The organism is gamma proteobacterium SS-5, from assembly GCA_009497875.2.
In the GTDB taxonomy this organism is placed as follows: domain Bacteria; phylum Pseudomonadota; class Gammaproteobacteria; order Chromatiales; family Chromatiaceae; genus Magnetovirga; species Magnetovirga frankeli.
Map to the genome: position 1 here is coordinate 919,795 of CP032508.2, position 13,184 is coordinate 932,978.

General features: G+C 55.5%; 16 protein-coding genes and 2 tRNA genes. 7 read left to right on the forward strand and 11 right to left on the reverse strand.

Annotated elements, in window-relative coordinates:
* Window positions 1-241: 241 nt before the first annotated feature.
* The 6 genes from D5125_17025 to D5125_09390 all read right to left on the reverse strand — a co-directional run bounded on the left by D5125_17025 (window position 242) and on the right by D5125_09390 (window position 2,833).
* Window positions 242-571 (reverse strand): hypothetical protein, encoded by a 330-nt coding sequence (locus tag D5125_17025; protein QPB72234.1) that lies wholly within the window; start codon window positions 569-571, stop codon window positions 242-244.
* A gap of 205 nt (window positions 572-776) precedes the next feature.
* Window positions 777-1,187, reverse strand: coding sequence for an antirestriction protein (locus D5125_09380; GenBank protein ID QFY89682.1), 411 nt, complete (start codon window positions 1,185-1,187; stop codon window positions 777-779).
* Between the two features lie 148 nt (window positions 1,188-1,335).
* Window positions 1,336-1,512 carry a hypothetical protein gene (locus D5125_17030; GenBank protein QPB72235.1) on the reverse strand — a complete coding sequence of 59 codons (177 nt, stop codon included), beginning with the start codon at window positions 1,510-1,512 and terminating at the stop codon, window positions 1,336-1,338.
* Between the two features lie 4 nt (window positions 1,513-1,516).
* The gene (locus D5125_17035) at window positions 1,517-1,693 is read right to left on the reverse strand and encodes a hypothetical protein (GenBank protein ID QPB72236.1); all 177 of its coding nucleotides are present in this window, start codon (window positions 1,691-1,693) and stop codon (window positions 1,517-1,519) included.
* Between the two features lie 156 nt (window positions 1,694-1,849).
* On the reverse strand, window positions 1,850-2,377 hold the full coding sequence (locus D5125_09385) for a hypothetical protein (protein QFY89683.1): 528 nt from the start codon (window positions 2,375-2,377) through the stop codon (window positions 1,850-1,852).
* A 75-nt stretch (window positions 2,378-2,452) separates the two neighbouring features.
* The gene (locus D5125_09390; protein ID QFY89684.1) at window positions 2,453-2,833 is read right to left on the reverse strand and encodes a hypothetical protein; all 381 of its coding nucleotides are present in this window, start codon (window positions 2,831-2,833) and stop codon (window positions 2,453-2,455) included.
* Window positions 2,834-3,138: 305 nt separating this feature from the next.
* Here D5125_09390 and D5125_17040 point away from each other — a divergent pair, with 305 nt between their 5' ends.
* Window positions 3,139-4,416, forward strand: a complete 1,278-nt coding sequence (locus D5125_17040; protein QPB72237.1) for a hypothetical protein — start codon at window positions 3,139-3,141, stop codon at window positions 4,414-4,416.
* A gap of 119 nt (window positions 4,417-4,535) precedes the next feature.
* Here the strand turns inward: D5125_17040 and D5125_17045 are convergent, their stop codons facing one another.
* The 5 genes from D5125_17045 to D5125_09415 form a co-directional block, all read right to left on the reverse strand.
* Window positions 4,536-4,913, reverse strand: a complete 378-nt coding sequence (locus D5125_17045; GenBank protein QPB72238.1) for a hypothetical protein — start codon at window positions 4,911-4,913, stop codon at window positions 4,536-4,538.
* 56 nt (window positions 4,914-4,969) lie between these two features.
* Window positions 4,970-5,827 carry a hypothetical protein gene (locus D5125_09400; GenBank protein ID QFY89685.1) on the reverse strand — a complete coding sequence of 286 codons (858 nt, stop codon included), beginning with the start codon at window positions 5,825-5,827 and terminating at the stop codon, window positions 4,970-4,972.
* A gap of 653 nt (window positions 5,828-6,480) precedes the next feature.
* Window positions 6,481-6,570, reverse strand: a tRNA-Ser gene (locus D5125_09405).
* An 80-nt stretch (window positions 6,571-6,650) separates the two neighbouring features.
* Window positions 6,651-6,726 (reverse strand) — tRNA-Asn (locus tag D5125_09410).
* Between the two features lie 31 nt (window positions 6,727-6,757).
* Window positions 6,758-7,945 carry a pyridoxal phosphate-dependent aminotransferase gene (locus D5125_09415; protein ID QFY89686.2) on the reverse strand — a complete coding sequence of 396 codons (1,188 nt, stop codon included), beginning with the start codon at window positions 7,943-7,945 and terminating at the stop codon, window positions 6,758-6,760.
* A 141-nt stretch (window positions 7,946-8,086) separates the two neighbouring features.
* Between D5125_09415 and uvrB the strand changes: the two genes are divergently transcribed.
* The 6 genes from uvrB to D5125_09445 all read left to right on the forward strand — a co-directional run bounded on the left by uvrB (window position 8,087) and on the right by D5125_09445 (window position 13,161).
* Window positions 8,087-10,093 carry an excinuclease ABC subunit UvrB gene (gene uvrB, locus D5125_09420; GenBank protein ID QFY89687.1) on the forward strand — a complete coding sequence of 669 codons (2,007 nt, stop codon included), beginning with the start codon at window positions 8,087-8,089 and terminating at the stop codon, window positions 10,091-10,093.
* A 135-nt stretch (window positions 10,094-10,228) separates the two neighbouring features.
* Window positions 10,229-10,651 (forward strand): hypothetical protein, encoded by a 423-nt coding sequence (locus D5125_09425; GenBank protein QFY89688.1) that lies wholly within the window; start codon window positions 10,229-10,231, stop codon window positions 10,649-10,651.
* 301 nt (window positions 10,652-10,952) lie between these two features.
* Window positions 10,953-11,504, forward strand: coding sequence for a Sua5/YciO/YrdC/YwlC family protein (locus tag D5125_09430; protein ID QFY89689.1), 552 nt, complete (start codon window positions 10,953-10,955; stop codon window positions 11,502-11,504).
* 95 nt (window positions 11,505-11,599) lie between these two features.
* The gene (locus tag D5125_09435; GenBank protein QFY89690.1) at window positions 11,600-11,854 is read left to right on the forward strand and encodes a hypothetical protein; all 255 of its coding nucleotides are present in this window, start codon (window positions 11,600-11,602) and stop codon (window positions 11,852-11,854) included.
* A gap of 199 nt (window positions 11,855-12,053) precedes the next feature.
* Window positions 12,054-12,602 (forward strand): inorganic diphosphatase, encoded by a 549-nt coding sequence (gene ppa, locus D5125_09440; protein ID QFY89691.1) that lies wholly within the window; start codon window positions 12,054-12,056, stop codon window positions 12,600-12,602.
* Between the two features lie 10 nt (window positions 12,603-12,612).
* Window positions 12,613-13,161, forward strand: coding sequence for a metallophosphoesterase family protein (locus D5125_09445; GenBank protein QFY89692.1), 549 nt, complete (start codon window positions 12,613-12,615; stop codon window positions 13,159-13,161).
* Window positions 13,162-13,184 lie beyond the last annotated feature (23 nt).

The following is a 13,184-nucleotide window of genomic DNA, read 5'->3' on the forward strand; positions in this document are numbered from 1 at the left end:
CTCAGGGCCATTTGTCGGTAGCGGGAGAGGGATCGGGCCGGGGCACCACAGCCTCCGTTTTCGGCGAACGCCCCACCCCCGAAAAATCCGCCCTTTCCGCCCTCTCAGGGCACAGTCTCCGTTTACAGCCAAAGCCCCAGCCCCAAAAAATCCGCCTTTTCCGACCTGAGCCAGGGGCCCTGTGCCCTCCATTTACAGCCGAAGCCCCCACCCCTGAAAAATCCGCCTTTTCCGCCCCCAGTCACTCCACCAGGTCGCACCCCGGCGGTAGCTCCTGTCCCAGATCCCGCAGGCTGAGGCAAGCATCGCGGATATCCAGCGCCAAGCCGCCAGCCAATGCCGCCCAGCCCAGCACCGGTACCGCCTCTAATGGAGCAGCCGCCAGATTCCGACCTATGGCCAGTATCGAGCGGCGGGCTATACGTTGGCCGACTCGCTGGTGATGCCGGATTTGGCGCTGGTGTTCCAGGCGGAGGGTTTCATGGCGGATTTCCAGCTGACGGTGCTGTTGCTGGAGCTGGTGGTGGCGCTGTTGGAGTTGGCGCAGGCGGATTGCAGGGAGAGAGGCCATTACAGGTAGTCGCGGCAGTAGCCAATCGGGGAGAGAGATTTGGGAGAGGGCCAGCAATGTGGCAAGCAAGAGGATCAGAGTGCAGCGCATGGGGCTCCTTTATCGGGGGACAGCTGGTGCTGGACCAGGCTGTTGATTTATCGAAGGGGGGTAATTGCAAAATGATACGTTTTGGCATTTTGAGCATCCCTGCTCCGGCTCCGGCCTAGTCGATGGCCCTGAGAATGTCCTCGGCCTCGGGCTGATCCAGCAGGTAGTCCCGCAGCCAATGGAAATGCTGGGCGAACACCTGAGCCATGGCGGGGTTGTCAATGAACGACAGCTGACTGTAGGCGTACATACAACAAACGATGCCAAAAGCGTCGGCAGAGAGCCTGCCTTCATAGCCGTTGTCGGCGATAACCCGAAAGGCATGATCGGCTTCCGGTGCCATGCAGAATCCGCCGTTGCTCAGATGGAAAAATTGCCAGTAACCGCCTTTATAGTCTGGGCTAAGCCGAGAGGCCCAGCCATAGACTGTGGGCTCCAACAGCAGGGGAAAGGCTTGGCCAAACAGGTGGTCGGTATGTGACAGCCGCTGGTTCGTGGGCACGCAGGTTGCGGTGATGGGATTCATAGTGATATCTCCAGATTGGTGCCCTCCTCATCCATCCACAAACAAACAGGCACAGTGCGCTCTCAGCAATGAAGCTGCTTCTGACTTGATCTGTTTGGGATGGATAGAGAGGCGGGTGTTGAGGAAGGACTACTGAGGTTAGGCCGTATCAGATGCAGAGGTTGGGCGAAAGCGCCTCTCCTGATAGCGGCCAGGGATCGTGCTCGGGACTGCGGCCAGACAGTAACAATATTTGATCATGGAGCACAGCAGCAAGCTCGCTGTCTTCCAGATCGATCAGGGGCAAGAGCTCCAGAGCGGTTTCGACGGGGTTGGGGTAGTACATGGATTTACTCTCCGGTTGTTGTGGTTAGAAACAGACTCAAGCTGAGCAGAGCCATCAGAATGACCAGGGCCAGGGGTGCTGTGTGATACAGAACAAAGGCCAGTACCAGGCCTATGCCGAGCATGGGTTGGAACGCGAACAGCAGTAACAGAACGACACCAAAGATCAGGTAGGTCATCATGGAACCTCCAGGGTGGGCAGTAAGTGGTTGTGGGGAAACGCGCTTGAGAAAGAGCGCTTGGGTCGGTATAGGCTCGGTCTGGACAGACCGGTGAAGAGAAAAGCCTTAGGCTTCAGGGACTATGAGAAACAGACTTGGTGACTACAACTCTCTCGATCAGGCGGGGTTACTGGATGCGGCAGTTTTCTTAGTGTTCGCTGCTTTGGCTTTGGCGCTGGGCGGTTCAGCCTTACTATCTTTCGCTTTGGCCTTGCCGGGTTCCTCCACCTGGAGGTCAGTCCCAGCATCGATCAGGGCTTGCATGGCTTGGACAAACCCCTCGGGATCGCCCTTCTGCATAGAACGCTTGCCCTTGGAGACCACTACACCCTTGGCCAGGAGCACTGCCATTATGAAGCCCGCTGTGTTAGTGCTACGGCCTCGGAGGATGGGATTGAGCAGGATGCTGGTGATGGTGGCTTCAGGGTCGATCTTGGATAGCATTTGGTGGATAGCAGTAAAGCTAACAAATTCATGACTAAACAAGCCACCTCCACTATTTTTTGCTATGCGCAGAAACAGCTCCTTTTGTTCATTGCTGCCGATGTGATATTGCAGCTCCGACTTGTTACTAAGACTGGGGCAAGTGCCCACTTGCAGGATACGCAAAGGGTTGGTTTCTACTGATTCGATTGTCTTGGACATTGGGATTTCTCCTGTAAGGATTGAATAGGATTTATTCATATAAGATGCTCAAAAGAGCGCAGTTAGGTTGGTGCATTAAACATCCAGGTTCTCCAGAATGGATTCCCGCAGTTCGCCGGTGATCCACTCGGCATCGGGAATGACAAAGACAATGCCGGCCTCGTTGTTGGCCAGGAAAATCGCTTGCCAATGGCCGTGCCTAGCAGGCATGATGCCTTCCCAGCTATAGCGGAGATCGAGCAGCGTGATGGAGTCATCGGGCCAGATTTCATGGAGAGGTCTATCTTGATCGCCCTCCTGGATAAGGCAGATAAAGCCATCATCCTCAGGGGCGTAGCTCCGATGTTGCATGTGCCAGTCCACGATCAGGCGTTGCACCAGATCGGCAATGAGGGGATAGGCGGGATGGTCTGTGGGGAGTTGCCGGAGATCAGCAGCGGATTTGAATAACAGCATTGGATGGCTCCTGTGGTGTGGGTTTGATGGGGTGGCATCCTTGCCAACTTGTCCCTTGCCGCCTTTCCATCTTTAAAGACCCCGAATCAGCGGCCCAAAAGGTCTTGGCATCGTGCCGGTACGGCTTCCTTCCTGCAGGATCAGTGGAAGTTGGAAAATCACAGGCAATAAAAAACCCGCCGCTGCGGGTTAAATTGAGTGCGATTGATTCATGGCTTTTGGCGTTCCAATAGGCTACCCTATTGCAAATTTTGGAGTTTGCTAAACTCCTGCTATAAATCAGATTAGTGAAATCAGGTGGATATATGGTTAGGTTTTTATTTGCGGTTGCATTAGTGCTGAGCTTTAAATCAATTCATGCAGGCGAATTAGAAGATATAAAGGCATGCTCTGAAGCTGCAAAAGTAACTGCCAACGTGTCATTAGAAATTACTTCTGCAATGTGGACGCCAAATATATTCAGCCCAAACACTGTAAAGTGGTCAAATGCCTACTGCGAAGTCAAGAATGATGCGACTGTATTTCACCTCACTGTAGATGGTAAGCGGCATATTATCGAAGGTTTTTATGGAGTACCGGCAAAGAATCTCATGTTGGAAATTGATCGGATTGGCGATCACACAATAGAAGAACTTCGCAAACGCATAAAAATTATTGAGACCGCTCGTAACTCATCTATGCTGCTTCTTAAATCACCAAATCCAAAGCTAGAACAGATCAAGTCTCAATTTGAAGCCAAAGTAGAAAAGGTGCTAAATGATGGTGGAGTTGAGTTTGTTAAGGAGCGCATGGTAGCCGATAAGGCTAAGCAAGAAGAAGCACAACGGCTTGAAAGGGAGAGAACTGCTGCGCGTGCGGAGGCGGATAAATTGAGGAAGGAGCGCATTGCAGTTGAGAAGGCTAAGCAAGAAGAAGCGCAACGGCTTGAAAGGGAGAGAACTGCTGCGCGTGCGGAGGCGGATAAACTGAGGGAGCAAAGAGAGTCAGAAAAGAGCAAAGAGTCAGCATGGATGAATCGTGGAAAACAGGCGGTGAAGGAAAAATTGAGAGATCCAAGTTCAGCTAAATTCAGAAATGTTTATTTTCATAGAGGTTCCGACAATGTCCCTATGACTTGCGGCGAAGTTAGCTCTAAAAACAGTTTTGGCGGGTATGGTGATTATCAGAAGTTCATGTCTGCCGGGGAATCTGACCTTACATTTCTCGAAGAGCAATTCAAAGATTATAATGAATTTGTCAAACTCTGGAACAAGTTTTGCGCCACACCTCGGCAGCAGACAGGTGATTCAAAAGTACAAAAAGATGATGGGATATTAATACCTCGTAGCGTTTCAGGTGACAAAGGAAAATATTTTCTCATCGAGAAGACGAGAAGCGGAGACATTGTCCGTGTTTTACATAAGCGCGAGGGTGTAGACAGTGTTGTATACACTATAACTGAAACAAACTGCGCCACTATGAAAATGCGTGAAATAGGCTATAGCGAGCAATCACCATCTAAAATCAAAGAAGACCCAACAAAGTGGTTCGAATTACTGCCTGGCTCAAGCAAAAGTGATCTTGCTAATTTTGTTTGCAAGTAATGATAGCCTGATTGTATAAGGGCCGTCAGTTATAAAACAAGAGCATTGCTGATCTATAGGATTATTGGATAAGTTGTTTTACTTTATTTCTATACCACATCCACGCAAGTTGGCTTTAGTCATCTAAGTCTATCTAGACTAAGTATTGACCATTTTTTTGTGAATACAGAATCGCCCATAGTTGTGCTTGTGAACTTCCATCCATGATCAGAAACCCAGTTTAATAGTGCAGGCCCACCTCTGAACATTCCTTCAGAATCAGTAATCGCATAGAGTTCATCAAAATTTGGTTTTATTTTTCTAGCAATCTCTACATTTATATTTATCATTCCTCCTTTTCGCAATGATTCTAAAATAACCGGAATTTCAGATATCTCCGAATCTCGATCCTCAATCTTAACAATTAGGATGCGATAAGAACTATCTATTGCGGCATCGTAAAAGAAAAACATGTTAACCAATAACAGTAAAACAAGCGCATACCAGAGTCTGTTCATTATTTACCCTCTTTCTCAACTCAACAAATCAGCCGATCAAATTCAGGAAAATTTATTCAGTTACACTTTATCCTATCGCTACATATACTCCGACATCTGCGTGCCTCCACATGATTACCTCCAGGGCATGATGCTCTGCAGGTTTCTCTTTGAGCCAAACAAATTTGCTTGTGCCGCTTTGCTTCCAGTTCTCTTTGTCTTCGCTCCTCCTCCCGCTTGCTATTGCTGAGTCGCTCCTCCTCTTGCTCTTTCTGCATTATTTTTTGGTCGATAGCCTGGCTAGTCTGATCAATTAGAGTCTGCATTTCGGAAGAGACCTGATTAAGCTCCTTCCTCATTTCATCTTCTTCGTTAGTTTTATAAGCTAGCAACACATCAAAGCATGCTGATTTGCTATCACATTTACCAATGAATTTGTTTGACCAAAACAGGCCTGTCCGCTCATAGTAATTGCCTTTCCAGATACCCCCGTCTTCATCATTCATCTCTCTCTTACGGAATTCAGCAAGCGGTATTTTTTCGGACCCAAATCCCATTTTGAAACCTTTTTTGAAAGTCCCCTCAAAAACAATTCCATTGGCCCATGTGTATTTTCCTTGGCCGGTACGCTGACCATTTAGCCAATCGCCTTCATAGATATCGCCAGGCCAGTCGGAGTTTTCCCCCCAAATATATTTTCCTCTTCCATGTTGTACACCGGCCTTGAATGAACCCTCGTACTCGTCTCTTCCTCGTGCCACTCCTACTCCATCGGCCAAGCCGTTTTTACAGTCACCACTATAGAACTCCCCATTATCCGGATCGTTCACTTTGCAGTCAAGCAGGCCTGCAGAGTATGAATTTGAAGTCATTATTATGAGGTATAGCACTATAAGTGCCATTCCAATATGTCGAGAATTAATGCTAAATTTCATGCGCGATCTCCTGTGTATTCTTTTGGCTGTCGACAATTTGTAAGCGCCGCCGCCAGCTCCACCAGGGCTGCCAGTCCCCTTGAGGGCTGAGAATTGATTGAGCTCCCTGAGTTTTGGCGCTGTGGCAGCACGTCCGGGCTACTTGCTTCATAACGCCGGATTCAAGTCGCAATTACCCCACGCAGGGCGTTGCCAGAGTCATGTCGCCCGGTACTTCAGTTACTCGCGGAGCCGCCATTGGCCTGCTCGTCCTACAAGGCCTAGGCAGATGTCTAGGCTTCGCGGCCGAGGAGGTTGGTGTAGAGTTGCTTGACGAAATCTGCTGTTGCCATTGAGTCTATTTCCATTTTTAGCGTGAGGTTTGGCGGTAGCTTACCAATCTAAAGTAGCTCGGAGCGTCACCGACTATACATCGTGTTGAATCAGTCGTCTGTAGGCCTTCGCCTACAGGGCTGTAAGCCTAGGCCTACATGGCACAGAATGTTTTTATGCTGGAAAAATGAAACTTATGGTCGATAGGGTAGGTCAGTCCCCGAAAACTCGGTGGCCGTAATACCGAGCCTGCTTCCGAACCAAGGTCCGAAAGGCTTGGAGATGGATGTATATGAGGAGTGTGCCCGTATCCGAGCTAAGTGCTTGTAGAAGAAGGTGAATGGCGGAGAAGGTGGGATTCGAACCCACGGAACTCTTGCGAGTTCACCTGATTTCGAGTCAGGCCCGTTCGACCACTCCGGCACCTCTCCAATAGGTCTCCCACCGGGCATTGCACCAAGGCGGGCAAGAAAAAAGGCCTGACAGCGAGCTGCAAGCCTTCTTCTGTGTCTGGCTCCCCGGGACGGGCTCGAACCGCCGACCTAGTGATTAACAGTCACCCGCTCTACCGACTGAGCTACCGGGGAAAAGAAGGCGGCATTATATAGGGCTTCGGCTTTATGTCAACCGCGTGAAGGCCTTTTCAACCCGGTCCAGGGCCTTTTCCAGGTTGTCCATGCTGGTGGCGATGGACAGGCGGATGTGGCCTGGGGTGCCGAAGGCGGAGCCGGGAATCAGGGCCACGCCGGCCTTTTCGATCAGGTATTCGGCCAGGGCCAGGTCGTCCTTGATGCTGGGGATGTTGTCTATCGCCTCTTGTACGCTGGGGAAGCAGTAGAAGGTGCCGTCCGAGGGCTGGCAGTTGAAGCCGGGGATCCGGTTGAGGCGTTCGACCACGTAGTCGTGGCGTTGTTTGAAGTGGACGATCATTTCGCCGATGCACTCCTGCGGCCCCTCCAGGGCGGCCTGGGCCGCCACCTGGGAGATGGAGGTGGGGTTGGAGGTGCTTTGCGACTGGATCTTGGTCATGGCCTTGATGATTTCCAGCGGGCCGGCGGCATAGCCGATGCGCCAGCCGGTCATGGAGTAGGCCTTGGAGACGCCGTTGAGTACCAGGGTGCGGTCCTTCAGCGCAGGGCAGGCGTTGAGGATGTTGACGAAGGGTGCATCGCCCCAGCGGATGTGCTCGTACATGTCGTCGGTGGCGATGAGCACACGCGGGTGTTCCAGCAGTACCTCACCCAGGGCGAGCAGTTCCTGCTTGCTGTAGGCCATGCCCGAGGGGTTGGAGGGGCTGTTGATGACGAACAGTCGGGTGTTGTGGCTGATCACGGCACGCAGTTGTTGCGGGCTGATCTTGTAGCGCTGGGCGGGGCCGGTTTGTATGTACACGGGGGCGGCACCGGCCAGCAGGCACATATCCGGGTAGGATACCCAATAGGGCGAGGGGATGATCACCTCGTCGCCGGGGTTGAACAGGGCCTGGGCCATGTTGAAGAAGCTTTGCTTGCCACCGCAGGAGACCAGTATTTCTTCTGGCTTGTAGTCCAGCCCGTTGTCGCGCTTGAATTTATCTGCCACCGCCTGTTTGAGTTGCGGGGTGCCGGCCACGGCGGTGTATTTGGTGAAGCCGTCGTTGATGGCCTGGATGGCGGCCTGTTTGATATGCTGCGGGGTGTCGAAGTCCGGTTCACCGGCACCCAGGCCGATGACATCCTGACCGGCGGCGCGCATTTCCGCAGCACGGGCGGTGATCGCCAGGGTGGGCGAGGGTTTGATGGTGGTTACGCGCTGCGATAGCCTGATGGTCATTAGATGATCCCGCTTGCAATCAGGGGGCTGCTTGCCCCGGAAAATTAACGTCTGCTGAGGGGCGCTTAAATCGGCACCTCTGTCTGTTCAGCCCTGCATAATAGCCCAAGACAACTGGCGAGCAGTATAAGGTTCATGACAAAAAAATTCGAGTTGGAAACCCTCTACCGGCCGGCCGGTGATCAGCCAGAGGCCATCGCCCGCCTGCTGGAGGGGTTGCAGGACGGCGAGGCGGGCATGACCCTGCTGGGTGTGACCGGCTCGGGCAAGACCTTCACCATCGCCAACCTGATTGCCCAGACCCAGCGACCGACCCTGATCATGGCGCACAACAAGACCCTGGCGGCACAGCTCTATGGCGAGTTCAAGGCCTATTTTCCCGACAACGCGGTGGAGTATTTCGTCTCCTATTATGATTATTACCAGCCGGAGGCCTATGTGCCGGCCTCGGATACCTTCATCGAGAAGGACTCATCCATCAACGAGCACATCGAGCAGATGCGCCTGTCCGCCACCAAGGCCCTGCTGGAGCGGCCGGACAGCATCATCGTCGCCACCGTCTCCTGTATCTACGGCCTGGGTGACCCGCGCCAGTACCTGAGCATGGTGCTGCATCTGGTGCGCGGCGATCGCTTAGATCAGCGCGCCATGCTGCGCCGCCTGGCGGAGCTGCAGTACACCCGCAACGAGGTTGAGTTGCACCGCGCCACCTACCGGGTACGCGGCGATGTCATCGATATCTACCCGGCGGAATCCGACGGCGAGGCGATCCGCGTTCAGCTGTTCGATGACGAGATCGAGGCCATCGCCGTGTTCGACCCCCTCACCGGCGAGGTGCTGCGCAAGGTGCCGCGCTACACCGTCTATCCCAAGAGCCATTATGTCACCCCACGCGAGACCATCCTGGAGGCCATAGAGCAGATCAAGGTCGAGCTGAAGCAGCGGCTGGACCAGCTGCGCGATCTGAACAAGCTGGTGGAGGCGCAGCGGCTGGAGCAACGTACCCGCTTCGACATCGAAATGATGCTGGAGCTGGGCTACTGCTCCGGGGTGGAGAACTACTCGCGCTATCTGTCCGGCCGCGCCGCCGGCGAGCCGCCGCCGACCCTGTTCGACTACCTGCCGGACAACGCCCTGCTGGTGATCGACGAAAGCCACGTCACCGTGCCGCAGATCGGCGGCATGTTCCGTGGCGACCGCTCGCGCAAGGAAACCCTGGTGGAATACGGCTTCCGCCTGCCCTCGGCGCTGGACAACCGACCCATGCGCTTCGAGGAATTCGAGCGCCGTGCACCTCAAACCATTTATGTCAGCGCCACCCCGCGTGACTACGAAATCCAGCACTCCGGCGCCATTGTCGAGCAGGTGGTGCGCCCCACCGGCCTGGTGGACCCGCAGATCGAGGTGCGCCCGGCGACCACCCAGGTGGACGATCTGCTCTCGGAAATCCACCAGCGTACCGCCCAGGGTGATCGCGTGCTGGTCACCACCCTGACCAAGCGCATGGCCGAGGATCTGACGGATTACCTGATGGAGCACGATGTCAAGGTGCGCTATCTGCACTCGGACATAGATACGGTCGAACGGGTGGAGATCATCCGCGACCTGCGCCTGGGCGAGTTCGACGTGCTGGTGGGCATCAACCTGCTGCGCGAGGGCCTGGACATGCCCGAGGTCTCCCTGGTGGCGATATTGGATGCGGACAAGGAGGGCTTTCTGCGCTCCGAATCCTCACTCATCCAGACCATAGGCCGGGCGGCGCGCAATGTGCGAGGCAAGGCAATCCTCTATGCCGACAAAATCACAGGCTCGATGCAGCGGGCGATGGACGAAACCGAGCGCCGACGAAAGAAGCAGATCGCCCATAACCTGGCCCACAACATCACCCCCAAAAGCATACTGAAGAAGGTAACGGACATCATGGAGGGGGCCTATCCCGGTGCCCCCCTGCCAGCAAAAAAGTATGCCAAGGTGGCCGAGCAGGTCGCCCAATTCAAGGCCCTGAGCCCGGAACAGATGCACAAACGCATTCGACAACTAGAACAGGAGATGTATGAGAAGGCGCGCAATCTGGAGTTTGAGCAGGCGGCTCGAATCCGTGATGAACTGCGTGAATTGCAGGCCAGCGGGCTATGGGTTTGAGCGTGCCGAACGGGGCCCGGTCAGGCGGAACGGGCGGACAGCAAAATCAGCCCCAACAACACAATCGCACTTGTATATTGTAAAACTCATGTTATCCTAACGGCCGTTGGTATAAACAGACAGGTGAAATCAAACATGAGTGAGACAATACAAGAGCTAAGCTCCGAAGAACTGTTCAAGCTGGCCGAGCAGCGCAAACAAGAAGAAGAGGCCAAACGCCAGGAGGCGGTAAAGCAACAAGTAGCCGAGGTCCGCGCCGAGATCCGCAAGCTGGATACCCAGTACCGCAAAGATCGTTTAGCGCTGGAAAATGAAATTGCCAAGCTCACCGGTAAGCCCGGCAGTTCAGGCAAGGGCCGAGGTAACAGCCGTTCTGCGGGCATCTCCTCCAAGATCGTTGATATCATTCGTGAGGCCGGTGAAATCAGCACCAAGGAGATCAACCAGAAGCTGCAAGAGGCCGGCTTCGAGGCCAAGAACCTATCCCAAAGCATGGCCTATCTGAAGAAGCGCGGTGAAGTAACCTCCATCAGTCACGGCATCTATAAACTGAGCTGATTCTGGCCCCTGGATGTCCACTGGAAAGCCGCCTTCGGGCGGTTTTTTAGTTTACTGTGAAACTCGCGGCAGTGACTGGCCTGCCGTGCGGCATAGGGCGGGCCACGCCCGCCGCCAAGCCACAGCAATGAGGCTTGCCCCTGGCACGGGTACAGCGGCCACGGGCGGCCCCATGCACTCCCACCCATCATGGAGCTGGCGGTTACTGTGAAATATCCGTGGCAACTCACGAGTCCTGACATGTTATGCGGTTGTTTCATTTTCTGGGGTCGCTCCAAGAGGTCAGATGAGGTCCAATTCCATGCACTATCGCCTGCGCCAAGCCCAGCGTGTGCTGGATTCCGGTGGCATCATCGCCTACCCCACAGAGGCGGTGTATGGACTGGGTTGCAACCCGATCAGGGGGGATAGCGTGGCGCGCCTGCTGGCGCTCAAGCAACGCCCCTGGCGCAAGGGCCTGATCCTGGTCTGTGACCGCTTTGATCCCCTGCTGGACTGGATTGAACCCCTGCCGCCGGAGCAGATGGCCCCGCTGTTGGCCAGCTGGCCCGGCCCCCACACCTGGCTGCTGCAGGCCCAGCCCTGGGTACCGCGCTGGGTGCGCGGCCAGCATGACAGCCTGGCCGTGCGGGTCAGCGCCCACCCCCTGGTGGCGGCGCTCTGTCGCGGTTTCGGCGGCCCACTGATCTCCACCAGCGCCAACATCAGCAACCTGCCCCCGGCGCGCAGCCCGACCCAGGTGCGCTTGCAGTTTGCGCGGCGCATCGACTATCTGCTCAGCGGCCCGCTGGGTGGGCTGGCGCAGCCCACGCCGATCCGTGACGCCCGCAGCGGCCGGCAACTCAGGGGCTGATCGACAAACAGGCCCGCAACGCGCTACATTGCCCCTGTCAAGTACAGCCTAACCCAGCCCAGCGGAGAGCCCCATGTCCATCCGGAAACGCCAGCATGGATGAAAAAACCCTCAAGGCCTTGATCGCCGCCGGGGCGGTCAAACGGGTGCATATCATTGCCAACGGCGGCCACTTCTACGTCAGGATCGACACCCCCAACGATTCCTTCACCGCCCTGACCCTGAAGGGCACGGCCAAGATCTGGACCTCCCTGGACAGCGCCGCCAAGTGGATTCGCGCCTTGGGCCTGGGTAACGCCCGGCTGGATCTGGTCAACTGGCAGCCGGGCCAACGGGGCCTGGGGCTCTGAACTTTTGCCAACGACCCCGGTCTTATGCCATGAACGACGAGAGGAAAAGGCTGTCAGAACCCCCCGCTTGGACAGCCTGCTCCGGTTTGTGGAGCGAAGGTTGCCCCGGTACACCCCCCCAAGTACCGGGGCTTTTTTTCTCTGGGCTCAATGCAGGTTATGATGGGCCATCCCCATTACCCATGCAGCAGGAGACCCCATGAATCTCGATCGCGTCGGCCCAGGTTCAGACATCCCCAATCAGATCAACGTCATCATTGAAATACCGGCCCACTCGGACCCGGTCAAGTACGAACTGGACAAGGCCACCGGCGCTATGTTTGTCGATCGTTTCATGTCCAGCGCCATGCACTACCCCTGCAACTACGGCTATGTACCGCGTACCCTGTCCAAGGACGGCGACCCGGTGGATGTGCTGGTGCTCACCCCCTATCCGCTGATCTCCGGCTCGGTGATCAAGGCCCGGCCGGTGGGCGTGCTGAAGATGACCGACGAATCCGGCGACGATGCCAAGGTGCTGGCGGTGCCCATCGACAAGCTGTGCAAGACCTATCGAGCGGTGACTAACTTCCGCGACCTGCCCGGCGAGATCCTCAACCGCATCGCCCATTTCTTCGAACACTACAAGGATCTGGACGAGGGCAAATGGGTGCGGGTAGATGGTTGGTACGGCCTGGAGGAGGCCAAGCAGGAGATCATGGACTCGGTGCGCCTGTATGATGATGCCCCAGAAAAGCCGAATTTCTGAGTCAAGGCTGATGAAGGCCTGCATCCTCTCCGACAGCCATGATCATATCCCCCTGCTGGACGCCGCCGTGGCCCAGGCCAAGGAGTTGGGCGTTGAGGCGGTACTGCACTGCGGCGACATCGTCGCCCCCAGCACCTTGCGCTGTCTGAAAAAGCACGAGTTGCCGGTGCACTTTATCCACGGTAACAACAGCGGTGATCTTTATGTGCTGACCACCATGGCGGCGCAGGCGGACAACCAGTTCCACTACCACGGCATGGACGCGGGGGTAACCCTGGCGGGCAAGCGCATCTTTCTGGTGCACTACCCCCACTATGCCCGCGCCATGGCCGCTACCGGCGACTGGGATCTGGTCTGCTGCGGCCACAGCCATGAGCTGACCATAGAACAGGTGACCAACGCCAAGGGCGGCAGCACGCCCCTGGTCAATCCGGGCACCATCGGCGGCGTCGGCCGCGCCCCGGCCACCTGGATCCTGGCCGACCTGGAGGCCATGGACTTTCAGCCGCAGCAAGTGCCCAAGCTGATCGAACAGGGCTACAGCGAGCTGGCGGGCTAAGAAATCATGGATGTGGAGAACGC